The sequence below is a fragment of the Olsenella sp. HMSC062G07 genome (assembly GCF_001811895.1).
Lineage (GTDB): Bacteria > Actinomycetota > Coriobacteriia > Coriobacteriales > Atopobiaceae > Olsenella_F > Olsenella_F massiliensis.
In genome coordinates, this window is sequence record NZ_KV806951.1 from 173993 (window position 1) to 195722 (window position 21730).

Here is a 21730-nt window from a genome sequence, read left to right on the forward strand (position 1 = left end):
AAATCAAAGCCCTGACCTGTGAAAACAGGTTGGGGTTTTCTTTGACTACCAAAAATTTTTTCTTGCACGCCAAAAACCGCTCAGAAAACGGCGTAGCTACCGCCTTGGCAAAACCTGTGTACTGCCCTGGTGGTAGCTTCAGGCGGCTTGCTCTTGCTGTAGCGGTCCCTCTCATCTCCCTTATCTATTTTTATAAAAAATCTCCGAGCGGGCCCGAAAGTGCGGCGTCCCACCCTTGGCGCTCGCAGATGCATTAAGTTTGCCCGGCTTTCGAGTGGAGTCCACCAGCCCCAAAGCCCTCCCGCCAGCTTCTGCGTGAAGTCGAAGAACGAAGGAAAGCCTATGGAGAACGTGAACACAAGGGAAGGCGAGGAAGAGGGCTGCGCCATCACGCTGTCGGAGGTGGAAGAGATCCTTCATGTCTCATATGCCACGGTGCTCAGGCTCGTCATGAATGCTGAGTTCAAGGCATTTGCATCAGGAACTCATGGAGGACGAGCACCACGGCTTGCGAGCGCTTCATCGATGAGCAGTTCAAGAGGCAGGCCATTATATGCTGCTTCACGGAAACAAGGTAGCGGATTCGGGTGAATCCTTCGCGAGGTTCAATCCCAGACGCTACACGACGCTTCCCTAGGAGGTCGCGAATGTGATGGCGCGCGGCCGTGTGGGTGCCAACGGCTGGTACGTGCTCTATGACGGCGAGATTGTGAAGGCACTGCCGCACGATAGATTGACGAGCAGATGATGATGCTCTACTCTACCAGGGCGATTGCCTCAGCGTAGGGCGATAGAGGAAAGGCCGGTGCTTTCGATGGCAGGAGAAGTCTCGCGTGCCAATGCCTCCGGTAGGAGTGTGGCATCGGTTCTCAGCGCAATCAAGAGGCATAGCTTTTATCATCAGGTTCCTGGCGATCTTCGCCGTCTACGTTGCCGTCAGCGGCGGCCTGACGCTGGGTGCGACCATGAACGTCTTTCGTCACGGCGCGGTTATCGGAATCATCGCAGGGACACGGGAATCATCTGTCTGACCGGTGATATAGACCTCTCCGTAGGGTCATGCTCGCCTTCGCGGCAGGCTTCGCCGTAGTGGTGTTCAACCAAACGCAGGGATCGATCCTGCTCATCCTGCTGTTTGCGATTGCGCTTGGTGCACTCTGCGGCTGTTCAACGGCGTTCTCGTGGGCATCGTGGAGATGCCCTCCTTCATCGTCATGCTCGCGACCATGCTTACATCGGTCTTGTGGCGTTTCTCTGGATAGCGATGAACGCCAGATCTGATCCAGCCACCACCGGCAAAAGCTATGAGACGTACGTGATTGCAGCCGTTGTCCCTAGTGACATCTCGATGAGCGGAGGCTGCGACAAGCGCCTTAGCGTCCTGTTCGGCGCGCGATGTCCTATACCGTCATCGACAAGGTCATCATCGCTCTGAAGACGGACCTCCTGATTAACGACACCATAAAAGGCGCCATTCTCATCCTCGTCATCTTCATCCAGATCATAGGACCGAAGCCTCGGGATAGGTTCGGCAAGCCCAAGGTGGAGACCGGCAAGTAGCGGGTAGCGGCGGCACAGTCCGAATGCACGGATTCCGACTGATTCTGCGCCGTTCACGGCCGTAAAACGCTCGCAATCCGTGGCTAGCGGTTTACAGCCCGGTTGAGGTAGATACGCGGAGACTGGGGTGTTGCCTGGCAGTAGATGGAAGTGTCCTGACTAAGTAGATGGGATAGCTGTTGGTGATAGGTCTTGAGAAGATTATCAAGGAGCTGATGTCTATCCAGCCCCCGCTCTACAAGACTTCCGCTAATTTGAATTTCATCAAACATAAATCCAAGCTCGCTAAGACGCTGGGCAGTGACAAGGTCTCTCATCAACACTAGAGTTCGTCGATCTTCCCAAAGTTCAGAGGAACTTGTGAAATCGTATTCGACAGCCTCCTGAACACTGCGAATGTGCAGCCTTATGTGACTGGGCATGGCTAGCTTAAGAATTTCGGACAGGAACACATTGTCCGCCGTGTCATCGTCCACTAGAAGGATGGTGTTGATGTTCAGCGCCTTCAGCCAGATAAGAAGAATTTGAGCATGAATGAGGCGGTCATCGACACGCACGAGCTTAATTTCGCTCATCTGTATCTCCCCGCGCTTCCAACTGCTTAAGATAAAATCCGAGATAGCGCATCAGGTCCCTATCAGTCGCCGAGTTCATTGGGTCAATGGAGAACGCTTTTTTGTACTTGTTGAGCCTGTAAATGAGCGTGTTCTTATGCATGAAGAGTCGGGAACTTGCCTTAACGAGGTTAAAGTTGCTTTCGGAGAGCGCATCGGAAAGTGTGATGAACTCCTCTGCATCGATGTGAGAAGCGCTTGCGAGGTCGCTGAAAACATCAGAATAGGTATCGCTGGGTACCATCGACATGAAGTATTCGCTTACGTAGTCCGAGAAAAACAGCGTGTCCTTCTCAGGTGCGAGCCAGTTTGTGTTGGCTTCAAGCCAACTAAGCATGCCGTATGTATGTGGCATGCGAGAATTTGTCGTTCGGAGAGAGTTTGCAAATACTGTTCCGACGAAAGGCGTGTCCTCTCTGAGGTGCGCGATGTATCCCTCCAGGTATTCTTTGGGCTGTCCAGCAGCCTCTGAAGTATCCTTGAGAATAACGACCCTGCCGTCAATCGCCGCCGCGATATCCTCTGACGAGTCATAGGCAATGTTCACGCTTGAGAAGTGCTCAAGAAAGCCCGAAGAGGCGGACTTGAGGATAAGCATCTGGCGTGGTACAAGATGAGAGAAGCCAGCACGATAGAAAGCCCCCTCAAGTTCACTCGTACTGGATTTTGCAGCAGCGGGAGAAGAGATAAGGCGCCTAATTAGGTCCTCGTTCTTGTCTATCGCTTTCCGTTGAGCCTCCTCGAGAGCATCAAACTTGAGTCGTATCTCAAAGCTCATCTTTAGCGCTGCCGCAACAGCATGAATGTCCGAACCAATGCCTTCCAGTTCGATGCATCCTAGAGGTCGTCCATTATCGTCAATGGGAAGCGCGACACTCGTTACCCCCTCCTTTGTGAATCGTTCATCTGACATTCCCATTGTGGCGACAGTCGCAGCTCGTTTGCTTGCTGCACCCATGCCTTCGGGTCTTGTGCTGAAAATGAGTCGACCTCGATCGTCATAGATGCTAATGCGATAGGCAGAAAACTGTCCGAGCGCATCGATGAAATCCTTCGCAATTGTCTCGTTGAGAATGATGCACCCCCAGTGTGTCCCTCTGTACATCTATGAATAGTGCCCAGCCTTTGTTCTGCAATCCTCATGATAAGCGCTACCTGAGAAATCCCAAGACTAGGGGGTCTGTATTGGCAACACAAAAGGAGGAGTGGGGTTTGGATTCGGTGGACATACCAATCAGGTGAGGCGCTCCATAGAATGCTTTGCGATGGTATGCGGAATAGCACCAAAGACGTCACCATATTGAGTAAAAAGGAGACAATAGTGGGCACGCCATACATTCTTCTTATGACCCATGGACATGCAGGTGAAGCACTTATCTCCAGCAGCGAGATGATTGTCGGCCACGAGGAGAAACTCAGTGCTTTATCACTGGATCCGGGGGCCTCAGTGGAATCACTTGCTAAGAAAGCTTCGCATCTCCTAGAGATTGTAGGTGGGCCAGCATTGGTACTTGTTGATGTGTTTGGCGGAACCCCTGCCAACGTTGCCATGATGCTCTCGAAGTCACACGAGGTTCGGTGTGTGAGCGGGCTCAATCTTGGGATGTTACTTGAAGTCCTTATGATGCGCGGTTCATCGGATGACCTCAGTCTACGCGATTTACAGCGTATTGCTCAGTCTGCAGGTTCTGCCGCATGCCGCTCGTTCACTTATGACGACTACGAGGGGAGGTGACAGGCATGGCAAAAAAGATTGTACATGCGCGCGTCGACTATCGCCTTATTCATGGACAAGTCATTACGAAGTGGCTTAAACAGTGCGGTGCCACAAAAATCATTATCATTGACGACAAGCTTTCCAAAGACGAGTTTCTGTCAGCGGTCTACAAGATGGCTGCTCCCACTGGTATCGAGGTAGATATCATAAGTGTTGCGACGGCATCTTCGAAGTGGGAGACAGACAGTTTTTATGGAGATGCGCCGATTCTCCTTCTCTTTAAGACCGTAGAAATGGCAAAGGCTGTAGTAGAAGCGGGGATTAGATTTAGCGAACTTCAGGTAGGCGGGCTTGAGAATAAGCCGGGCCGAAAAATTGTACATAACCAGATTTCCCTCGACTCCGAAGATGCGAATAAGCTTGCTTCCATCGATGCCCTTGGCATACGGGTCTACTTCCAGACGGTCCCAGGAGAAGAGCCAGAGAGCCTAGAAAAGGTGTCAGCGAAGCTCGCATAGAGAAAGGTAGCCAAGAATGACTGTTCTTCAGGCGGCGCTACTGGCGCTGCTCTACTGGATATCCCAGGCGAAGGTTTGGTATGGCTTCTCAATCATGAGAATGCCGCTTTGTATCGCTCCTTTTGTTGGTCTCATGTTTGGTGACATGGAAACTGCTCTGAAAGTTGGAGCTACACTTCAGATGGTCTACATTGGTTCCATTGCTCCGGGTGGAAACCCACCAGCTGACGAGGGCCTTGCATCCTGTGTTGCTATTCCAATCGCAATAACTGCAGGCATCGAGCCTACGATTGCTATTTCACTTGCAATCCCATTGGGGCTCCTCGGGGTCGTTCTCGAGAACGTGCGAAAGACTCTTAACACAATATTTGTGCATAAGGCTGACGAGTACGCGCTTGAGGGTAATGGTCGAGGCGTGCGCCTCTGTGCAACACTCTATCCGATTCTCCTTGCCTTCCCAATGCGGTTTGTACCTGTGTTCGTAGGATGCCTCTTTGGTCCAGATGCAATCCAGACATTCGTGAACATGCTTCCGCAGTGGGCCACGATCGGTCTGGCCACAGCCGGCAATATTCTTCCTGCTCTCGGCTTTGCAATCACGATGATCGTCATTGGGAAGAAGCAGTACCTCCCATTATTTGTAGGCGGTTTCTTCCTAGTGGCCTACACCGGCTTGAGCACTATTGGCGTTGCAATTTTTGGGGCTGTAATTGTGCTCATGGTGATGTATTTCCTGAGCCTTTCTGACAATAAGTCTTCTGAGGAGGCATAGCATGAATACGCCAAAGCTTACGGAGACCGAAGACCTCGAGGGAACTGATTCGGGCATAGTCGCATCCTCCTCTGCTGCTACTATCACCCAGAAAGATATTTTCAGATCATTCCTCTGGTGGCATGCTTTTTCCGAGACATCTCTCAATTTTGAGCGACTGCAGGCGCTGGGATACTGCAACTCGATGATTGATATTCTGAGGGAGCTCTATCCAAAAAAAGAAGACTTTTCCAAGGCCTTGCAACGCCATCTCGCGATGTACAACACCCAAGCCAACTGGGGATCTATCATTAACGGCATCACAATCGCTCTGGAAGAAGGCGCATCAACGCAGGATGCCGAGAATCAGGAGCAGACTGCCGAACTCGTTACAGGCCTTAAAGCGGGTCTTATGGGTCCGCTTGCTGGTATAGGTGACACACTAGACTTCGGTACGCTTCGCCCAATCATCATGGGTATTTGTATTCCCTTTGTTATGGGTGGCTCAGTTGTTGCAGCGTTTATTCCCCTTATTTACCAAGTGACCTACATGTTCTTCTGCGGTAGAGCCCTGATGGGCCTTGGTTATCGGAAGGGCAAGGAATCCATCATGGATATCCTTCATTCCGGACAGATGCAGCGGATTATTGACGGCTTTGGAATGTTCGGCCTATTTATGATGGGAGCTCTGTCTGCAACATACGTGAAGCTGGCAACTCCGCTGGTAATTGCGACCGATGGCGGCAACTCAATCGTTATTCAAGAAATGTTAGACAAGATTGCACCAGGTCTGCTTCCGATTGCGGTCGTTTTTGCCATCTATCTCTACATTAGTAAGCGTGGACCTCATTATTTGCGCATTTTGCTCGCTGTGGTTATTGGCAGTCTTGCGCTCTCATTTCTGGGGGTGCTCTAGGTGACACGAGTGGTGGTGACCCCGCGCCCATTTTTTCAGAAAGGCCAGTATTGGATTAATGAGTTGCGCAATGCGGGTCATGAAGTTGTAGTAAATGATTTAGGGAGACGTTTTACACGCGAGGAGCTCGTCAGCGAGCTATCCGATTCAGATGCAATTATTTCTGGCAACGATCCCTTGGATGCAAAGATACTAGAGTGTGCCCCGCGACTGAAAGTAATAGCAAAATATGGTGTTGGTCTCGACAACATTGATGTGTGCTTCTGCGAGCAGCATGGTATTGAAGTAATGAAAGCTCTTGGTGCCAATTCAACCTCGGTGGCCGAAGATACCGTCCTCCTCATGCTCGCTGCACTTCGACGATTCTACGAGCTGGCCTCGAATGGAAAGGCGGGCTGCAACGAACGCGTAACTGGACATGAGGCTGCAGGCAAAACGATTGGTATCGTGGGGGTTGGTGCCATCGGTTGTCTAGTTGCGCGGATTGCCCACTCGCTGGGGATGTGTGTTCTGGGGTATGATCCAAAAATCACTCCTGAGTCGGTTCCAGAAGATGTGCGACTTGTCGGACGGGATGAACTTTTAGCCCGAAGTAACGTCGTTTCACTTCACCTTCCTCTGCTTCCCTCCACCGAGAGACTAGTCAACAAGGATTTCCTCTCGCAAATGCGTGATGGGGCCATACTTGTGAATACTGCGCGCGCTGGGCTTGTTGACACCGAATCATTATTTTGTGCACTCAAGGATGGCAAGCTCGCTTTCGCGGCTGAGGATGTGGAGCTTGCGGAGCGTCCGGCGAGACTACTGGCGCTTGAGAACTACCTGATAACACCTCATGCCGCAAGTTTTACTCTCGAAGCAGACGAGAAGACCATGGCTGCCTGTGTGAGAAATGTCCGTTCAGTAATAGGTTAAGCGCACGCATGCGTAACGCCCACTGACTTGGACGGAACCCTCGGATGCTTTTCGGTCGTTCTGGTGGGCTTGAAATGATTACAACAACTAACCGATAGCTGGCGATTCGGCGCTAGGCAAGAAGGAAGAGAAATGTCAAAAATTGACCTAAAGGGCATTATCACGGCAATGGTTACTCCGTTTGCCGAGGATGAGTCCCTTGATGCTGGGGCTGCAGCATTCATGGCGGACTGGCTTGTAGAGCGCGGGGTCCACGGAATATTCATTGCTGGCACCAATGGTGAATTTCACCTTATGGATGATGACGAGAAGGTCTGTCTGACGCGTGCTGTGGTCAAAGCAGTGGATGGCCGCGTCCCCGTGATTGCGGGTGCAGGATGCTGTAGTACCCTGCATACGATTGAACTCGGACTTCGTTTGATGGACGCAGGGGCTGATGTACTGTCCGTTGTGACACCATACTATCTGGTCCCGAATCAGGATGATCTCTACATTCACTACGAGCGTATTGCTGAGAGAGTGAACGCCCCTGTGGTCATGTATAACATCCCAGGTCAGACGGGTTGCAAAATCGAACCAGAAACGGTTGATCGTTTGGCTGGAGTTGACGGCATCGTAGGTATCAAGGACAGCGGTGGGGACTTCGATACTCAACTTGCTTACATTGAATCTTCAAAATCCCACAGCGGGTTTGCTGTACTTAATGGATCGGACTCTCTCATGCTCAGAGCGTTTGAGGCTGGCGCATCAGCTAGTGTGGCGGCTACCTCAAACATCATCCCTGAGGTTGAAGTCAAACTCTATAACGATTTCCTTGCGGGCAGGCTGGATGAGGCAAAAATAGGGCGAGAGATGATGGACCCGTTGCGGAAGACGCTGAAGAAATGTGTAGCTCCAGCAGTAATGAAGCAGGCTCTTAACATGATGGGTGTACGTGCTGGCATCACTCGCACGCCAGTTCGTATGCCCGCGCCAGATGTGGTTGAGGAGATTGACGAGATGCTCAAGTTCTACGGAATTGCACATTCTGTGTAGATGGAGAAAGCAGCTTTGATTTACGAGGACCCTCCGCTCGACTTATTCGAACGGAGGGTCCTCGTATTTGACTTCTGATTTATCACAGGGTCTGGATAATATTTCTTTATTAAAGAAGACCCGCCAGTGTGCATGCTCGAAAGCAGAGGCCAAGCAAGTTTATTGATTACAGTGTATTACATCCACCGTGATACAGCGCGGAAGAGCCAACGCACGAAGCGCCAGACGAGCCTAAAGACGCCCATTGCCTGTCTCCTTCTCCTCTGCTGCGGGGAGCATTGCCTTGAGCTGGTCAACCGAGAAGCTGAGCGCGCGCTTGCGACGCTTGGGCGCGCCGAGGACGTTGTCCATGATGGCGTCGCCGTTTCCCAGGGCGTGGCTCACGGTTATGGTGCCGTCATCGGAGAGGTCGGACCATTTGAGCGCGCAGACCTCGCCGCGCCTCATGCCCGTGGTGAGGACGAGCTCTATGGCTATGCCCAAAGGCGCCGGCTGCGCGCGCCTCGCCAGCTCCAGCATGCGGGTGCGCTCCTCGCGCGGCAGGGCGTTGATGGGCGTCTTCACGCGCTTGGGCGGCTTGCAGAAGTCGCAGGGGTTCTTGGTGATGAGGTTCTGTGCCATGCCCCACTTGAGCGCCTGCTTGAGCAGGCGGAAGGGCTTCGACACGCTCTTCGGCGCGTAGCCGTCGGCGCTCATGTCGCGCATCCAGCCCGACACGTCCTCCACTGAGAGGTCCGCCAGGCGGACGTTCCCGATGTAGGAGTCTATCTGGCGCGCCTCGGCGCGGTAGCTGCGCGCCGTCGAGGGCTCTATGGTGCCCGAGCCCTCCTTGTAGGCGAGGAACTGCTCCATGAACTCACGCACGCTCATCGAGGAGCCGACGGCTCCTCCCTTGCGCTCGAGCTCCAAGATGAGCGCGTCGCGTGCGCGCTCTGCCTGCCGGCGCGTCTTTCCCTCGACCGTATGGAACGTCCTCACGACCTCGCCCGTCACGGGGTTGGTATGCGAGAGGACCGCCTCCCATCGGTCGCTGTTTATCCGTCTCCTCAGGCCACGGCTGGTGTAGGTAAGGTTCTGCATCTCCACTTCCTTCCACTCGGTTTTCAACAGCCGTTTCTGACCGACATTGTGACCGCCAAAGTGACCGCCAAATGACCGCAAAAACGAGGTTGGAGATGCAGACGAAGCAGATTCCTACAGAACGTTGGAGACGCGAAAAAACACAAAACGCCTGCTCAGCGCAGTGCGTCCAGACGAGGTAGACGCGGGAGAATTTACGGAACCTCCAGCTTGACTCGCTCATAACCCGGAGGTCGTAGGTTCAAATCCTGCCCCCGCAACCAAACGCTCGGGTCAGAAGCCTCGTCGCTTCTGACCTTTTTTGTTATCTCGGCGCCGTTGCCCCGCACACGCCTTGGGCTCGGTTGCGCCGATGCCTGCCGCGTAGGCCCCGTTCTCCTCGATGAGCTACACTGTGGGACCAATCACGAGGCGCACGCCGCGCCTCTGCCGGTTCAGCGAGGGAGGCACGCATGCAGGAAGACGCACTCAACAGGCGCATCGCCGCGTTTGGGCGTGGCTATGAGGCCGAGGCGGCGCTCTTTGGGGAGCCCAAGAAGCGCTTTCCCAGCCGCAGCGCCTGTATCAGCCTCCTGGGGGACATCCGCGGCCTCATGTTTCCGGGCTACTTTGACAACGACAGCGCCGCCGGCACGAGCTCGGAGCTGCTGATAGGGGAGCGTCTCCTGCACATAGAGCGCGTGCTCAGGTGCCAGATTCGCGACGCGCTGATCTTTGGCGACGGCTCGCTCGCGCTTGAGCTCGCCTGCGAGCGGGCGACGAGCCTGGCCAGCACCTTCATGGACGAGCTCGCCAACGTCCAGGCCCTGCTGCTCACGGACATTCAGGCGCTCTTTGACGGTGACCCCGCGGCGCGCAGCTACGAGGAGGTGCTCGTCTCCTACCCCGGGCTCTATGCCATCTTCGTCTATCGTCTGGCACATGTGCTCTATGAGCTTGACGTGCCGCTGATTCCTCGTCTGATGACGGAGCACGCCCACAGCAAGACGGGCATCGACATCAACCCGGGCGCCCAGATCGGCGAGTACTTCTTCATCGACCACGGCACGGGCGTGGTCATTGGCGAGACGACCGTCATTGGCAATCACGTGAAGATCTACCAGGGCGTCACCCTGGGCGCGCTCTCCACGCAGAAGGGGCAGGGGCTCTCGGGCGTCAGGCGTCACCCCACGCTCGGCGACTACGTGACCGTCTACTCCAACGCGAGCATCCTGGGCGGCGAGACGCACATCGGCGCCGGGTCGGTGGTGAGCGGCAGCGCCTTCGTGTGCGAGTCGGTGCCCGAGCACGCCCGCGTCAAGCTCAAGGATCAGGAGATCATCGTCCATCATCCGGGCGAGCCCGAGCCTGCCTGGAATTACGTCATATAGGGGGGAGCGCGCGAAGGCCGTCGCCTGCCCGACCGTTACGGCGGCGAACAGGCCGCTCTCCGCGATAAAACAGCAGCTCGCCCCCCGTGACAAAAATTGATAACCAAGTCAAACTTTTTATTGCCATAACCACATACATTGCGCTCATGTGCTCCTATGCTGCAGCTAACACGCCAACGTAAAGGAGCGACCATGATGGACAACGGCAATGTCGGCGGCAATAAGACGCTCGATCTCTCTCGCACGGTCTTCGACCTTGTAAGCGAACGTCCCGAGCTGGCTCACATCCTATCTGAGCTTGGGTTTTCCGAGATAGATAACAACGCGATACTTCATTCGGCAGGTCGGGTCATGACCATCCCCAAGGGTGCCAGAATCAAGGGAATCCCCCTGGATGACGTGGTCCGCGGCCTTGAGGCGCGTGGCTTCACGGTCGTGGGGGCACCGGGGACCGCGCCTGCGGCGCCCGGAGCGACATCGGCGTCTGGGACCGCGCCGGCCGCGCCCAAAGCGTCCCTCTCGGAGAATCCGTCCGCGCCGCCCGCTTCGTCCGCGCCGTCGGCCCCGTTCGGACGGGCGGCAAATCGCACGGAGCAGATCAAGGGCTATCTGCGCCGACTGGGTGCGGGCGAGGATCTCGAGGCGGTCCGCGGCGACTTCGCGAGGGAGTTCAGCGATGTTGAGGCCTCGGAGATCATGCGCGCCGAACAGGAGATCCTGAGCGAGGGGACCCCGCTTGACGAGGTGCAGCGCCTCTGCGACGTCCACTCCGCGCTCTTTCACGGCTCGACCCTCGAAGAGCGCCTCGCCCATGCCGAGGCTGAGGCTGCGGCGTCCGTCTCCCATGGCAACGAGTCGGCCCTCGAGCGCGCGTCGCGTGCCCTGGCAGCAAACCCGCCTGCCGCCGCCCCTTCCGATGTCGCCGCGCCGGCCTCGGCTTCCGCTTCTCCTGAAGCAGGATCCGCCTCTCTCACGGCGACGCGCGCCTCTTCCACGGCGTCACTCGAGACCGTGGAGGGACACCCCCTTCAGACCTTCTCTCGCGAGAATGAGCGCATCGAGGCGCTGATTGCCGAGCTCCTGCAGGTTCTGGACGCAGGGGAGGACCCCTCGGCCCTGCTCGCGCGCCTGCGTGAGGTGGCCATCCACTACGCCAAGAAGGGCGACCTCCTCTATCCGCAGCTCAGAACCAGGCATAACATCACGGGCCCGGCAATGGTCATGTGGACCGTTGACGACGAGATTCGCGATGAGCTGTCCGCGCTCTACAGGGACCAGGACCGCAGCGCCGTGTGGTTCTCCCGTCTGCGGGCGGTCGTCGGTCGCGCGAGCGAGATGGTCTACAAGGAGCGCAACATTCTCTTTCCCGTCTGCGCCGAGACCTTTGGGGATGACGAGTGGGTGGGCGTCTATCACGATGCCAAGGACTACGCCAGCTGCCTGGGTGTCCAGGGGTCTGTGTGGCAGGAGGCCGAGGACGCGCTCGCCCACGAGGCGTCAGGCGCCACGACGGGCGCCAGCGTGGAGGAGGAGGTTCGCATGCCGGGCGGACATCTGACGGTTCCTCAGCTCACGGCCATGCTCAACACGCTCCCGCTTGAGATTACGTTCGTGGATGCGAACAACATCAACCGCTTCTTCAACGAGGGGCCAAAGGTGTTCAAGCGCGCGGGCATGGCCATCGACCGCGATGTGTTCTCCTGCCACCCGCCCAAGGTGGAGCCCATGGTCCGAGCCATCATCGAAAGCTTCCGCGACGGCACCAAGGACAGCGTGCCCGTGTGGATGGAAAAGGGCGGGCGCACCATGCTCGTAACCTATTGGGCCGTTCGGGATGGGGGAGGCTCCTACGTCGGCACGGTCGAGACGGTGCAGGACATGGAGTTCGCCAAGGAGCACTTCTCGCGCGTCAGGCCTGATGCAGGGCGTCGTCGCTGAGGACGAACTCGCTCAGGTGATAGGTCAGCAGGCCCTCCTGCCGCATCTTGCCCAGCTCCTTTGAGAGGGCGCTGCGGTTGACGCCCAGGTATTCTGCAAGCTGCTGGCGCGAGAAGGGCGTTCTGACGCGCGGGCCGCCCTGCCGTGCGGCAAGCTCCGAGAGATACGAGAGCACACGCCCCCTGATGGTCTTGGGGGCGATGTGCATCATGCGTCGAGAGAGGCCCAGGCTCTTCTCGGCCGAGATGCGCACGAGGTTATAGATGAGCTGGTGATGGTATCCGCAGGCGCGCGTGCAGGTGGTGAGCAGCCGTTCGAGCGAGACAAAGAGCACGCGAGCGGGTTCGACGGCCACGATGTCGCAGGTCGTCTGCTGATCAGGGAGGGCGGCGTAGTTCTGTGCGAAGATGTCGCCTCGTGGGATGTGCCCAAAGATGCGCGTCTCGCCCCAATAGAGGTTGACCACCACGTTGGCGCTGCCCTTCTCGACGAGGCCGATCTCCCTGGTGACGTCCCCGGCGCGAAGAATTGCCTCGCCCTTGGCGAATGAGCGCTCGTGGGCGCCGAGGCAGGGAAGGACCTCCTCGATGTCTTGAGGCGACATACCCAGGAAGAGCTGCGTGTGCGAGAGCGACTGGCAGTTCATGGGGTCTCCGATGCGGCGGCGCGGAAACGGACAGGCGGATGGTGGCGCGTACGTCAACTCATTGTACCCGCCTTTGTTGTTGCAGCAACAAAAACGCAGGGCTCTGGGTCTTGATACATTGCCCTGCATCTACGTGCAGCATGTCTGGCGTTCGCGCAAACCGCATCAGTCGGCCTTTTTGGACTCAAAACTCCAAAAAGGCCGACTAATGCGGTCTGTAGAGGGGCGAAAAGATGTGCCACACGTCAGCAATGTGCTTGTAAGGGCATCTCATCCATTAGTTTGAATTATGCGCCAAGAAGCGCCTGATACCTGTGGGGGCACACTGGATAACAAACCATTCGTGTTTTCCCGTGATAGTTGTGGCCCAGAAAATCCCAGATACGGCGCCGCGCCGGGCGACCCATCGTGATGATGTAGTTTATGAGCTCAATCAATTTCCCTCGGAGAGGCCTCCGTCAAACATGCCTCATTGACCCACCACATATCAATGCGAGGACGTGCGGCGAGCGACCTGGCCGGACACGTGTCAGGCTGCTACGATGAGCTCAGGACCGTGCGAGCGAAACGGGTGATGGCATGCGCCTTCTGGGCAGAGGCCGGCAGCGGGGCGCCGCCCGTCGCGGCTATGAGACGGGTCGGGTCGACATCGCGACGGGCATCAACGTCCGCGAGCTTGGCGGCTTTCCCACGCCCTCGGGCACCACGCGCTATCGGCGCTTCCTGCGCTCTGGCTCCACGGCGCGCATCAGCCCCTCCGACGCGCGCGAGCTCTTTGACTACGGCGTGCGGCGCATCCTCGACCTGCGCGGCAAGGAGGAGGTCACCAACAGCCCCGAGAGCCTGCTGTCTCTGCGCAACGTCGAGTACCTCAACGTGCCGCTCTACGACTTTGACATCTCGGCGGGCGTGCTCGCGCACGAGGACGACGTGGGCGGCTATCTTACCGAGAGCCTCCTTTCCATGCTCGAGAACCGCGCGGCCTTCCGGCAGATCTTCACCTTCCTGGCGCACGCGCCGCGCTCGGCGTGCACGCTCTTCCACTGCGGCGCGGGAAGCGACCGCACGGGCCTTCTCTCCCTGGTGCTCCTGGGGCTCGCAGGCGTCGAGAGGCGCCAGCTCGTGGCCGACTACGTCTATTCCTTTGGCTACATCCCCGAGGTCAACGCAGCCATCTTTGAGCACGTGGAGGAGGGCGCCCGCACGCTCCAGGTGCGCGGCGAGCTCAGGACGAGAATCGCGTCCGTCTCGCTCGTGCACGACCGCATCCACGAGGCGTTTGGCGGCTACGAGGGCTTCCTGAGGTCCTGCGGTGTCCGCGAATCCGAGATTTCCCAGGTGCGGGCGCTTCTGCTGCGCCGCTTTCCAGGACGCTACCGCATGCCCGCCGAGGAGACGCTCGTCTCGAGCGCCGAGCTGCTCCATCGCGACATCCCGGGGCCCGTCGCAAACACGACCTTCTTCGTCCATGCCTACGAGCGTCCCGACAAGGTGACCGCAGACCTCTACTACATGAGCGACAAGACGCGCGACCTCATGGCGCGCATCGACGAGAACCAGCGCAACCGCTCCTTCCACGACCACGACTACGTGACCCTGGAGGTGCCTCTCGAGGAGAGGGGCAAGCTCTTCGCCCCCGTGGCGGGGGAGCTCCTTGCGCTGTCCGACGTGGACGACCCGTACTTTGCGAGCGGCGCCTGCGGGGCGGGGGTGGCCATCGTCCCAAGCGGGAACACGGTGTACGCGCCCGCCGCCTGTCGCGTGACGGTACAGGTTCCCACGCGTCACGCCATTGGCGTGCTCACCCAGGACGGCATCGAGGTCCTCATCGTCGTCGCCTCCTCAACGGCGTCGGCCAGCAGGCGAGGCTTCCGCCAGCACGTGTGGCAGAACGACTCGGCGCACCGCGGCACGCCGCTTTTGTCGTGGGACCCCACCCTGGTGGGAAAGGACGCGTCGAGCCCCGTCCTCATGATCGTCACCAACTCGAGCGAGTTCCCCCGCCTGGACATCCGCGACAGCGGCAGCGTCCAGGTGGGCGACGAGGTCGCCTCGATCTCCTGGGAGTGAGGGGCCGCAACGGCCCCCGGCGACAAAAAACGTGCAGGACAAAGAGACGTCTTCACCGTTTCAGAGAAATTTGGACACATCTCCTCCATAACACGGTATACTGACGGTTGGGTTTGCGAAGTCCCGAGGCCGCCAAGACACATTCGCATCCGTGCGGGCGCGGGTTCGATCATGTCGCTATGGAAGGAGACCGCATGCGCTATCTGTTGATCGTGAGTCATGGCACGTTTGCTCCCGGGCTGCATAGCGTGCTCGACATGCTGGTGGGCGAGAGGGATGACGTCCTTGACTGCTGCATGACCAGCGACATGGGCGCCGAGGCCTATGTCCAGAAGCTTGAGGAGACGGTGGCCCCCATCGGCGCCGACGACTCCGTCTTCCTGTTTGGCGACGTCATAGGCGGGTCCCCCCTCACCAACGCCATGAACGTCCTCACCAAGAAGGGCATCATGGAGCGTCTGACCGTGTTTGGCGGCGCCAACCTTCCCATGGTCATCACGGCTGCCATGGAGGCCGACGAGGACGACGCCACCCTCAAGGAGCGCGTCATCGCCGAGGGTCAGGCCGCCATCCGTGAGTTTGTGCTCGACCTGGGCGGCGACGAGGACGAGGACCTCTGAGGCACGCTTCGTGCGAAAGCCAATGTCCCCGCGTCGCGCAGCGGCGCATCGCAGGTTTTCCTATCAACCAGAAAGGAAGCGTCCCCATGATCTCATTCGTTCGTATCGATGACCGCATGATTCACGGCCAGACCGTCACCCGCTGGGCTCTGGAGTTCCCCTGCGACGGCATCATCGCCGTCAACGACGCGGCAGCCAACAACCCCGTCCTCAAGGCCGCCTACAAGGGCGCCGCGCCCGAAAAGAAGACCTTCGTCTGGACGCTCGACCACTTCAAGGAGAGCATGGAGAAGGTCCTCGCGAGCAAGACGAACTACTTCCTCATCACCAAGAACCCTGTGGACATGAAGAAGATCCTCGTGGACTTTGGCTTCAAGCCCTCCTCGATCAAGACCGTCATCGTGGGCCCGTGCAACGACCGTCCCGGCGCCGTGAAGCTGGGCAACAACCAGTCCATCACCCCCGAGGAGGCCCAGGCCATCGAGGACATCACCAAGGCGGGCTACAGCGTCGAGTTCGCGCTCCTCAAGGACAACGCCATCGGCAACTGGTCCAAGTTCCGCAGTCGCTTCGACCTTCAGTAGGCACCACGGGGCCTCTCGTGCGAGGGCCCCTCGACATAGTCGATCCGCCCCCTCTTGGAGGGCGGAGGAGCATCTAGGTAAGAAAGGTGGCATGCGTTATGGCAATCAATGCACTTCAGGCCGCGTTGCTGGGTCTCTTTGCCTGCCTGGCCTCCCTGCCAGGCATGGGCGGCACGACCATCGGTAACTACACCCTTGGTCGCCCCCTCGTCGGAGGCCTCGTCGTCGGTCTCATCCTTGGCGACGTCCAGTCCGGCATCATCGTCGGTGCGGCCATCCAGGTCGTCTACATCGCCCTGGTGACCCCCGGCGGAACCGTCTCCGCCGACGTGCGCGCCGTAACCTACATCGGCATCCCTCTGTCAATCCTGGCCATTCACGCCCAGGGTCTCGACCCCAGCTCCGCCGCCGCCGCGTCGCTCGCCGCCGCCCTCGGTGCCGCCGTCGGCACCCTCGGCACCGTCCTGTTCTATGGCACCGCCACGCTCAACCTCGTGTGGCAGTCCATCGGCTGGAAGGCCATGGAGACCCGTGACTGGAACACCATCAAGCGTCAGATTCCGCTCGTCGACTTTGTCTATCCCTGGATCTCGCACGTCCTGTTCTCCTTCATCCCCACGTTCATCATCTGCATGGCCGGTTCCCAGATGGTCCAGCTCATGAAGGACTACATGCCCATGGACGGCCTGGCCATGAAGACACTGTTCACCGTCGGCTCCCTTCTTCCCGCCGTCGGTATCGCCATCCTGTGCAAGCAGGTCATCAACAAGCCTCTTGACTGGCTGACCTTTGCCTTTGGCTTCACGCTCGCGGCCTGCCTGCACCTCAATCTCATCGCGTGCGCCGTCGTGGCCGCGTTCTTCGCGCTCATCAAGTATCAGATCGAGGAGGCCAAGGTCGCCCGTCCCGCCATTTCCGGTGGCGCCGGCGCCTCCGACGACGAGGAAGAGGAGGACATCTAATCATGGCCGAGACCAAGAAGATTTCCACCGGTGCCCGCAGGAAGTCCTTTAGGAACTGGGCCTACGGCAACCTGACCTGCTTCTCCCAGGCGCACATGCAGACGTTTGGCTATCTTGCCGCCATGCTTCCCATCGTGGACGAGCTCTACGACAAGGACGAGGACAAGGTCAGCGCGCTTGAGACGTACACCACGTTCTTCAACACCGAGCCCCAGATCGGCACCATGGTCGTGGGCCTCACGGTCGGCCTCGAGGAGGCTCGCGCCAACGGCGAGGCCATCGACGACGAGACCATCAACGGCATCCGCGCCGGCCTGATGGGCCCCCTCGCCGGCCTCGGCGACTCCATCATCGTCGGCACGCTCATCCCCATCCTGCTGGGCATCTCCCTTGGCCTGTCCGCCGGCGGCTCGGTCCTGGGTCCCCTGTTCTACATCGTCGCGTGGAACGTCCTCATGTACTTTGGCATGAAGCTCGCCTATGACCGCGGCTACGAGCTCGGCGGCTCCGCCGTCCAGGCTCTCGTTGGTCCCGAGTCCCAGGCCCTGCGCAGCGCTATTCTGATGGTGGGCGCCATGGTCATCGGTGCCGTTGCCGCCACCTGGGTCTCCATCAGCACGGCGCTCGTTCTGCCGGGCGTCGGGCCGCTCGAGAACGTCCTGTGGTCCAGCAGCTCCACCGTCACGGCCGAGGCGCTCAACGCCACCGGTGCGGTGTCGCTCAACGTCTTTGGCTCGGGCATCTTCCCCAAGCTCCTCAACTTCGTGTTCGTGTATCTCTGCTGGTGGATGATGACCAAGAAGAAGATCGGCGTCATTCCGGTCATGCTCATCCTGGTCGCCGTCGCCTTTGTGGGCGTGCTCGTGGGCTTCTTCAACCCCGGCCTGTCCTACTAGGCACGTGGGTGGGGTGCCGGCTCCCGGATGGGGCGCTGGTTCCCGCGAGTCCGGCACAGCCGGCATAGTGAAAGACGGGGTGGGGCCCACTGGCGGCCCCACCCCGTTCGTAAGCTTTGCGGACGACGCGGCCCAGTCGACGCGACCGGGTGGCAGGCGTTGACGCGGCCTGTCGGCCCGGCGGCCAGGGGCCTGGCGGCTGGGTCGCCTTTGCCCCTTGCACAATCGTCCGCAGGACAGAAAGGCGCAGCCATGCACACGAGCGAGAGTGACCTCACGCGACGCGAGGAGGCGGCCACGGCAACAACGGCGGCAGGCGCGACCGACGCGACCAAAGCGGCCGATGCGCAGCCGACGCCCGTCACGGTCCCCGGAGGCTTTGCGCCCGGTGCGCGCCACGTGGTCACGGGAAAGCGGGTCTCGCCCGAGCGCAGGGAGGCCCTCATCCGCGAGGCGGACGTGCAGACGCGCGCCATCATGAACCTGGAGGTGTGGAAGCGCATCGCCTACTCCCTGCTGGCCGTGGGGGCGCTGCTCGCCTACTGGAACATCTATCAGGGCGGTCCCGCCTGGGCGCTCGTCGTGGGAATGAGCACGTTCGTCCTTTCTGCCTTGGCCTCGGTCATGCTGTACATGGTGGTGGAGCGAGGCAAGGCCAACGTCAGGACCATGATGATGGCGGCGGGCGTGAGCCTGGAGAGGCCGTCTGGCACAAAGAAGAAGTGACGGGACAAGCCCCGTGAGAAAGGCCCCCTCCCTTACTCGCACGTTTCCATTACGTTTTCCGTTACGTACGAAATTATTACGCAAAAAACGTTACGGAAAGCGCTACAGTGGCTTCATTAGAAACGTTGCGCGTCGAGCGGAGGGTGCATGTCCAGGCGGGACAACCAGATACTCGAGATGCTCACCAAGGACAAGCGACTTGAGGTCACGGCCCTTGCCGAACGTCTTGGCGTCTCGAACGTCACCATGCGAAAGGACCTCGACGCCCTTCAGGCTCTGGGCCTCGTGAAGCGCGAACATGGCTTTGCGCTCCTCTCCAATCCCAATGACCTTGGTGGGCGTCTCGCGTACCACTACGAGGAAAAGCGCCGGATAGCACGAAAGGCCGCAGAGCTCGTTCCCGACGGGTCAACGGTCATGATCGAGAGCGGCAGCTGCTGCGCGCTTCTTGCCCGCGAGCTTGCCGACACCAGGCAGGGTGTGACCATCATCACCAACTGCGCCTTCATCGCGAGCTACATCCGCGACAGCGTCTCGGTCGAGACGACGCTGCTCGGCGGCGTGGTGCAGCGCGACTCGCAGGTCATGGTGGGTCCGCTTGTGCGGCTGTGCGCACGCGAGTTTCTCGTTGACTACCTGTTCGTGGGCGTGGACGGCTGGGCGCCCGAGGTGGGCTTCACCAACGGCGACCACATGCGGGCCGATGCCGTGCGCGGCATGGCAACGTCAGCGAGTAAGGTCGTGGTGCTCACGGAGTCGGAGAAGTTCGGTCAGCACGGTTCGAGTCCGCTACGCCTGACGGGGCATGACGTGCTGCTGTATACGGACGCGGGCATATCCGATGCATATCGCTGTGCCCTCGAGGGCGCCGGCGTGAGGGTGTCGACGGCATGACGGGCGCGGCAGGGACGGAGCAAGGCTTCTACGAGCGGCTCGACGCCCTGTACGCCGCAGGCGACCTCATGGCGGTCGAATCCTTCCTGCGAGATGAGGCAAAGCGCCCCCTGGGGGCGGGCGAGTCCCCCCTCGACCGCGTGCCGGCGCTGAATCAGCTCGCCTGCCACCTGAGGAACGCAAGCCGCCTGGGAGAGGCGCTTCCCGTGTTCGACAGGACGCTGCAGGTCCTGCGCGCGGAAGGCATGGGCGGCACGCCGCAGTATGCCATCGTCCTGCTCAACCGCGCGGGTCTTGACCGGCTCCGGGGCGCCCGCGCGGAGGCCATCGAGGCGTTTCAGGAGGCTGCTGCGATATTGGCCGACGCCGGCGACCCCTATGCCTATGAGCATGTGGGAGCGCTCAACAACCTCTCGCTCGCGCTTCATGACGACGGGCAGGTCTTCCGGGCGCTCGACGTCGCCAGACAGGCCATGGGGCGCATTGCCCAGCTCCCGGGCCATGATGCCGAGCTTGCCACGTCGCAGAGCAACGTGGCGCATCTGCTGCTTGCGGCCGGGGACGCTCCCGCCGCCCTCGAGCTGGCTCGGACGTCAGCACAATGGTATGAAGGGCAGGGTGACCTGGGGACGCACTATGCCTCGGCGCTTGAGGCGCAAGGCCGGGCCCTGCGCGTCCTGGGTGAGCGTGCGTCGGCGCTGGCATGTCTTGAACGTGCCCGGGACGCGCTGCTGCGCTGTGCGGGACGGACGTTGGATTACGCTGCCGTGATGGGAGAGATGGCGGCGCTTCTCGAGGACCTGGGACGCGCCGGTGAGGCTGACGCCGCCCGGGCCGAGCGCGACGCGGTCATGAGCAACGTGCGAGAGGGTCTCTCATAATGGGGGTTCTGGACGACGTGCGCGCCTATGTCGAGCGAGTGGCGGCGCCGGCCCTTGCGGCCGCGGCGCCCGACCTGTGGCCTCGCGTCGCCTGCGGCCTGGTGGGCAACGGGTCGGAATGCCTGGGCCTTGACGACGGCCTCTCGCGCGACCACGACTGGGGGATTGACTTCTACCTCTGGGTCCTCGACGAGGATGCCGACCAGCTCCCTCGCCTTGAGCGCCTCAAAGCCAAGCTGATGCGCGAGCATCCCCCCGCGCATGTGCGGACCACGTCCGAGTTTGGGGTGGGGCCGCGCGTCATGACGGTGTCCGCATTCTACACGGAGCTCATTGGGCGCGCCGACGTTCCCGTGGGCTGGAGGTCGTGGCGCGACATTCCCGAGGAGAATCTCCTGCTGGCCACCAACGGGGCGGTGTTCGTTGACGGTCCAGGGACCTTCTCGGCCGTGCGCAGGGGGCTTTTGGGCTACTACCCGCGCGACCTCTGGCTCAAGCGCATGGCGGCGCGATGCATGGCGCTCGCCCAGACGGGTCAGTACAATCTTGCGCGCATGGCGGCGCGCGGCGACGTCGTGGCGGTCAACCAGACGCTGGCGCGCTTCATCGACGAGGCGGAGCAGCTGACGTTCCTGCTCAATCGCGCCTATCGGCCCTACTACAAGTGGGCCTGGCGGATGCTGTGCGAGCTGCCGGAGCTGGGGCCCCAAGTGGGGGAGCTGCTGCGGCGCCTGGTGGGGGCGGCTGACGACCGGGAGGGCCGGCAGCGCCTGGTGGACGAGGTCTGCGCGCTGCTTCTGGGCGAATTGCGACGCCAGGGCCTGGTGACGACCGGCGATTGGTTCCTGGCGACGGCGGGCGCGGAGCTCCAGGGGCTCATCGATGACCCGGTGCTGCGGGCGGTGCCTCCCCAGTACGACTGACGGGCGCGTCCGTGCCGCCTAGCGTCGCGACGGCGACGGGTCTCGCGGTGCGTTGCGGGCCCCCGTCGCACGTCTGCAAACGTAGGCACAGGACGTGCCATCATGCCGCTCAAA

The 21730-nt window shown here is 59.7% G+C and carries 23 protein-coding genes; 19 read left to right on the plus strand and 4 right to left on the minus strand.

Annotated elements, in window-relative coordinates; genetic code table 11:
- The first annotated feature begins 342 nt into the window (after positions 1-342).
- Positions 343-591, plus strand: coding sequence for a hypothetical protein (locus tag HMPREF2826_RS09255; protein ID WP_148138331.1), 249 nt, complete (start codon positions 343-345; stop codon positions 589-591).
- An 804-nt stretch (positions 592-1395) separates the two neighbouring features.
- Complete coding sequence (locus tag HMPREF2826_RS09650) at positions 1396-1560, plus strand: hypothetical protein (protein WP_246824684.1); 165 nt, start codon at positions 1396-1398, stop codon at positions 1558-1560.
- 83 nt (positions 1561-1643) lie between these two features.
- Here HMPREF2826_RS09650 and HMPREF2826_RS03990 read toward each other — a convergent pair whose 3' ends face one another.
- A complete protein-coding gene (locus HMPREF2826_RS03990; protein ID WP_070639407.1) occupies positions 1644-2135 on the minus strand; it encodes a PTS sugar transporter subunit IIB in 492 nt (163 codons plus the stop codon).
- Positions 2122-3279 carry a helix-turn-helix domain-containing protein gene (locus tag HMPREF2826_RS03995; protein ID WP_070639409.1) on the minus strand — a complete coding sequence of 386 codons (1158 nt, stop codon included), beginning with the start codon at positions 3277-3279 and terminating at the stop codon, positions 2122-2124. Before HMPREF2826_RS03995 ends, HMPREF2826_RS03990 begins: the two co-directional genes overlap by 14 nt.
- Before the next feature lie 216 nt (positions 3280-3495).
- Between HMPREF2826_RS03995 and HMPREF2826_RS09080 the strand changes: the two genes are divergently transcribed.
- From HMPREF2826_RS09080 to HMPREF2826_RS04015, 6 genes are all read left to right on the plus strand, one after another.
- Positions 3496-3909 (plus strand): PTS sugar transporter subunit IIA, encoded by a 414-nt coding sequence (locus HMPREF2826_RS09080; protein ID WP_168163977.1) that lies wholly within the window; start codon positions 3496-3498, stop codon positions 3907-3909.
- A gap of 5 nt (positions 3910-3914) precedes the next feature.
- Positions 3915-4409, plus strand: coding sequence for a PTS sugar transporter subunit IIB (locus tag HMPREF2826_RS04000; protein ID WP_070639411.1), 495 nt, complete (start codon positions 3915-3917; stop codon positions 4407-4409).
- A gap of 16 nt (positions 4410-4425) precedes the next feature.
- Positions 4426-5181 (plus strand): PTS mannose/fructose/sorbose/N-acetylgalactosamine transporter subunit IIC, encoded by a 756-nt coding sequence (locus HMPREF2826_RS04005; RefSeq protein WP_070639413.1) that lies wholly within the window; start codon positions 4426-4428, stop codon positions 5179-5181.
- 1 nt (position 5182) lies between these two features.
- On the plus strand, positions 5183-6076 hold the full coding sequence (locus tag HMPREF2826_RS04010; RefSeq protein WP_083307239.1) for a PTS system mannose/fructose/sorbose family transporter subunit IID: 894 nt from the start codon (positions 5183-5185) through the stop codon (positions 6074-6076).
- Complete coding sequence (locus HMPREF2826_RS09085; RefSeq protein WP_083307240.1) at positions 6077-6991, plus strand: phosphoglycerate dehydrogenase; 915 nt, start codon at positions 6077-6079, stop codon at positions 6989-6991.
- Positions 6992-7123: 132 nt separating this feature from the next.
- Positions 7124-8026, plus strand: a complete 903-nt coding sequence (locus HMPREF2826_RS04015) for a dihydrodipicolinate synthase family protein (RefSeq protein WP_083307241.1) — start codon at positions 7124-7126, stop codon at positions 8024-8026.
- 231 nt (positions 8027-8257) lie between these two features.
- On the opposite strand, the gene HMPREF2826_RS09400 is transcribed toward HMPREF2826_RS04015, so the two are convergent.
- Positions 8258-9106: a tyrosine-type recombinase/integrase gene (locus tag HMPREF2826_RS09400; protein WP_070639415.1), complete on the minus strand. Its 849-nt coding sequence runs from the start codon at positions 9104-9106 to the stop codon at positions 8258-8260.
- Between the two features lie 452 nt (positions 9107-9558).
- Here HMPREF2826_RS09400 and HMPREF2826_RS04025 point away from each other — a divergent pair, with 452 nt between their 5' ends.
- Together HMPREF2826_RS04025 and HMPREF2826_RS04030 are read left to right on the plus strand one after the other, a co-directional pair.
- Entirely contained in the window at positions 9559-10476 is a 918-nt protein-coding gene (locus tag HMPREF2826_RS04025; protein WP_070639417.1) for a serine O-acetyltransferase, read from the plus strand.
- A gap of 192 nt (positions 10477-10668) precedes the next feature.
- Positions 10669-12414: a DUF438 domain-containing protein gene (locus tag HMPREF2826_RS04030; RefSeq protein WP_210388967.1), complete on the plus strand. Its 1746-nt coding sequence runs from the start codon at positions 10669-10671 to the stop codon at positions 12412-12414.
- Here the strand turns inward: HMPREF2826_RS04030 and HMPREF2826_RS04035 are convergent.
- On the minus strand, positions 12386-13060 hold the full coding sequence (locus HMPREF2826_RS04035; RefSeq protein WP_070639419.1) for a Crp/Fnr family transcriptional regulator: 675 nt from the start codon (positions 13058-13060) through the stop codon (positions 12386-12388). The genes HMPREF2826_RS04030 and HMPREF2826_RS04035 overlap by 29 nt on opposite strands.
- Before the next feature lie 579 nt (positions 13061-13639).
- On the opposite strand from HMPREF2826_RS04035, the gene HMPREF2826_RS04040 reads away from it, so the two are divergent.
- The 9 genes from HMPREF2826_RS04040 to HMPREF2826_RS04080 all read left to right on the plus strand — a co-directional run bounded on the left by HMPREF2826_RS04040 (position 13640) and on the right by HMPREF2826_RS04080 (position 21616).
- A complete protein-coding gene (locus HMPREF2826_RS04040; protein ID WP_070639421.1) occupies positions 13640-15130 on the plus strand; it encodes a tyrosine-protein phosphatase in 1491 nt (496 codons plus the stop codon).
- A 194-nt stretch (positions 15131-15324) separates the two neighbouring features.
- Positions 15325-15750 carry a PTS sugar transporter subunit IIA gene (locus HMPREF2826_RS04045; protein WP_070639423.1) on the plus strand — a complete coding sequence of 142 codons (426 nt, stop codon included), beginning with the start codon at positions 15325-15327 and terminating at the stop codon, positions 15748-15750.
- 86 nt (positions 15751-15836) lie between these two features.
- Positions 15837-16334, plus strand: coding sequence for a PTS sugar transporter subunit IIB (locus tag HMPREF2826_RS04050; protein WP_058270666.1), 498 nt, complete (start codon positions 15837-15839; stop codon positions 16332-16334).
- A gap of 98 nt (positions 16335-16432) precedes the next feature.
- Positions 16433-17296: a PTS mannose/fructose/sorbose/N-acetylgalactosamine transporter subunit IIC gene (locus tag HMPREF2826_RS04055; RefSeq protein ID WP_070639425.1), complete on the plus strand. Its 864-nt coding sequence runs from the start codon at positions 16433-16435 to the stop codon at positions 17294-17296.
- A gap of 2 nt (positions 17297-17298) precedes the next feature.
- Complete coding sequence (locus HMPREF2826_RS04060; RefSeq protein ID WP_070639427.1) at positions 17299-18192, plus strand: PTS system mannose/fructose/sorbose family transporter subunit IID; 894 nt, start codon at positions 17299-17301, stop codon at positions 18190-18192.
- Between the two features lie 252 nt (positions 18193-18444).
- Positions 18445-18918 carry a hypothetical protein gene (locus HMPREF2826_RS04065; RefSeq protein ID WP_070639429.1) on the plus strand — a complete coding sequence of 158 codons (474 nt, stop codon included), beginning with the start codon at positions 18445-18447 and terminating at the stop codon, positions 18916-18918.
- A 147-nt stretch (positions 18919-19065) separates the two neighbouring features.
- Positions 19066-19812: a DeoR/GlpR family DNA-binding transcription regulator gene (locus HMPREF2826_RS04070; RefSeq protein ID WP_070639430.1), complete on the plus strand. Its 747-nt coding sequence runs from the start codon at positions 19066-19068 to the stop codon at positions 19810-19812.
- The gene (locus HMPREF2826_RS04075; RefSeq protein WP_070639432.1) at positions 19809-20693 is read left to right on the plus strand and encodes a tetratricopeptide repeat protein; all 885 of its coding nucleotides are present in this window, start codon (positions 19809-19811) and stop codon (positions 20691-20693) included. Before HMPREF2826_RS04070 ends, HMPREF2826_RS04075 begins: the two co-directional genes overlap by 4 nt.
- Entirely contained in the window at positions 20693-21616 is a 924-nt protein-coding gene (locus HMPREF2826_RS04080) for a DUF4037 domain-containing protein (RefSeq protein WP_070639434.1), read from the plus strand. The genes HMPREF2826_RS04075 and HMPREF2826_RS04080 overlap by 1 nt, the downstream gene beginning before the upstream one ends.
- Positions 21617-21730: the final 114 nt, after the last annotated feature.

Excerpts from the sequence above, each read along its gene's own strand:
- HMPREF2826_RS09255 (WP_148138331.1), top strand. The coding sequence starts at position 343 with ATGGAGAACGTGAACACAAGGGAAGGCGAGGAAGAGGGCTGCGCCATC.
- HMPREF2826_RS09650 (WP_246824684.1), top strand. The coding sequence starts at position 1,396 with ATGTCCTATACCGTCATCGACAAGGTCATCATCGCTCTGAAGACGGAC.
- HMPREF2826_RS03990 (WP_070639407.1), bottom strand. The coding sequence starts at position 2,135 with ATGAGCGAAATTAAGCTCGTGCGTGTCGATGACCGCCTCATTCATGCT.
- HMPREF2826_RS03995 (WP_070639409.1), bottom strand. The coding sequence starts at position 3,279 with ATGTACAGAGGGACACACTGGGGGTGCATCATTCTCAACGAGACAATT.
- HMPREF2826_RS04000 (WP_070639411.1), top strand. The coding sequence starts at position 3,915 with ATGGCAAAAAAGATTGTACATGCGCGCGTCGACTATCGCCTTATTCAT.
- HMPREF2826_RS04005 (WP_070639413.1), top strand. The coding sequence starts at position 4,426 with ATGACTGTTCTTCAGGCGGCGCTACTGGCGCTGCTCTACTGGATATCC.
- HMPREF2826_RS04010 (WP_083307239.1), top strand. The coding sequence starts at position 5,183 with ATGAATACGCCAAAGCTTACGGAGACCGAAGACCTCGAGGGAACTGAT.
- HMPREF2826_RS04015 (WP_083307241.1), top strand. The coding sequence starts at position 7,124 with ATGTCAAAAATTGACCTAAAGGGCATTATCACGGCAATGGTTACTCCG.
- HMPREF2826_RS09400 (WP_070639415.1), bottom strand. The coding sequence starts at position 9,106 with ATGCAGAACCTTACCTACACCAGCCGTGGCCTGAGGAGACGGATAAAC.
- HMPREF2826_RS04025 (WP_070639417.1), top strand. The coding sequence starts at position 9,559 with ATGCAGGAAGACGCACTCAACAGGCGCATCGCCGCGTTTGGGCGTGGC.
- HMPREF2826_RS04030 (WP_210388967.1), top strand. The coding sequence starts at position 10,669 with ATGATGGACAACGGCAATGTCGGCGGCAATAAGACGCTCGATCTCTCT.
- HMPREF2826_RS04035 (WP_070639419.1), bottom strand. The coding sequence starts at position 13,060 with ATGAACTGCCAGTCGCTCTCGCACACGCAGCTCTTCCTGGGTATGTCG.
- HMPREF2826_RS04040 (WP_070639421.1), top strand. The coding sequence starts at position 13,640 with ATGCGCCTTCTGGGCAGAGGCCGGCAGCGGGGCGCCGCCCGTCGCGGC.
- HMPREF2826_RS04045 (WP_070639423.1), top strand. The coding sequence starts at position 15,325 with ATGCGCTATCTGTTGATCGTGAGTCATGGCACGTTTGCTCCCGGGCTG.
- HMPREF2826_RS04050 (WP_058270666.1), top strand. The coding sequence starts at position 15,837 with ATGATCTCATTCGTTCGTATCGATGACCGCATGATTCACGGCCAGACC.
- HMPREF2826_RS04055 (WP_070639425.1), top strand. The coding sequence starts at position 16,433 with ATGGCAATCAATGCACTTCAGGCCGCGTTGCTGGGTCTCTTTGCCTGC.
- HMPREF2826_RS04060 (WP_070639427.1), top strand. The coding sequence starts at position 17,299 with ATGGCCGAGACCAAGAAGATTTCCACCGGTGCCCGCAGGAAGTCCTTT.
- HMPREF2826_RS04065 (WP_070639429.1), top strand. The coding sequence starts at position 18,445 with ATGCACACGAGCGAGAGTGACCTCACGCGACGCGAGGAGGCGGCCACG.
- HMPREF2826_RS04070 (WP_070639430.1), top strand. The coding sequence starts at position 19,066 with ATGTCCAGGCGGGACAACCAGATACTCGAGATGCTCACCAAGGACAAG.
- HMPREF2826_RS04075 (WP_070639432.1), top strand. The coding sequence starts at position 19,809 with ATGACGGGCGCGGCAGGGACGGAGCAAGGCTTCTACGAGCGGCTCGAC.
- HMPREF2826_RS04080 (WP_070639434.1), top strand. The coding sequence starts at position 20,693 with ATGGGGGTTCTGGACGACGTGCGCGCCTATGTCGAGCGAGTGGCGGCG.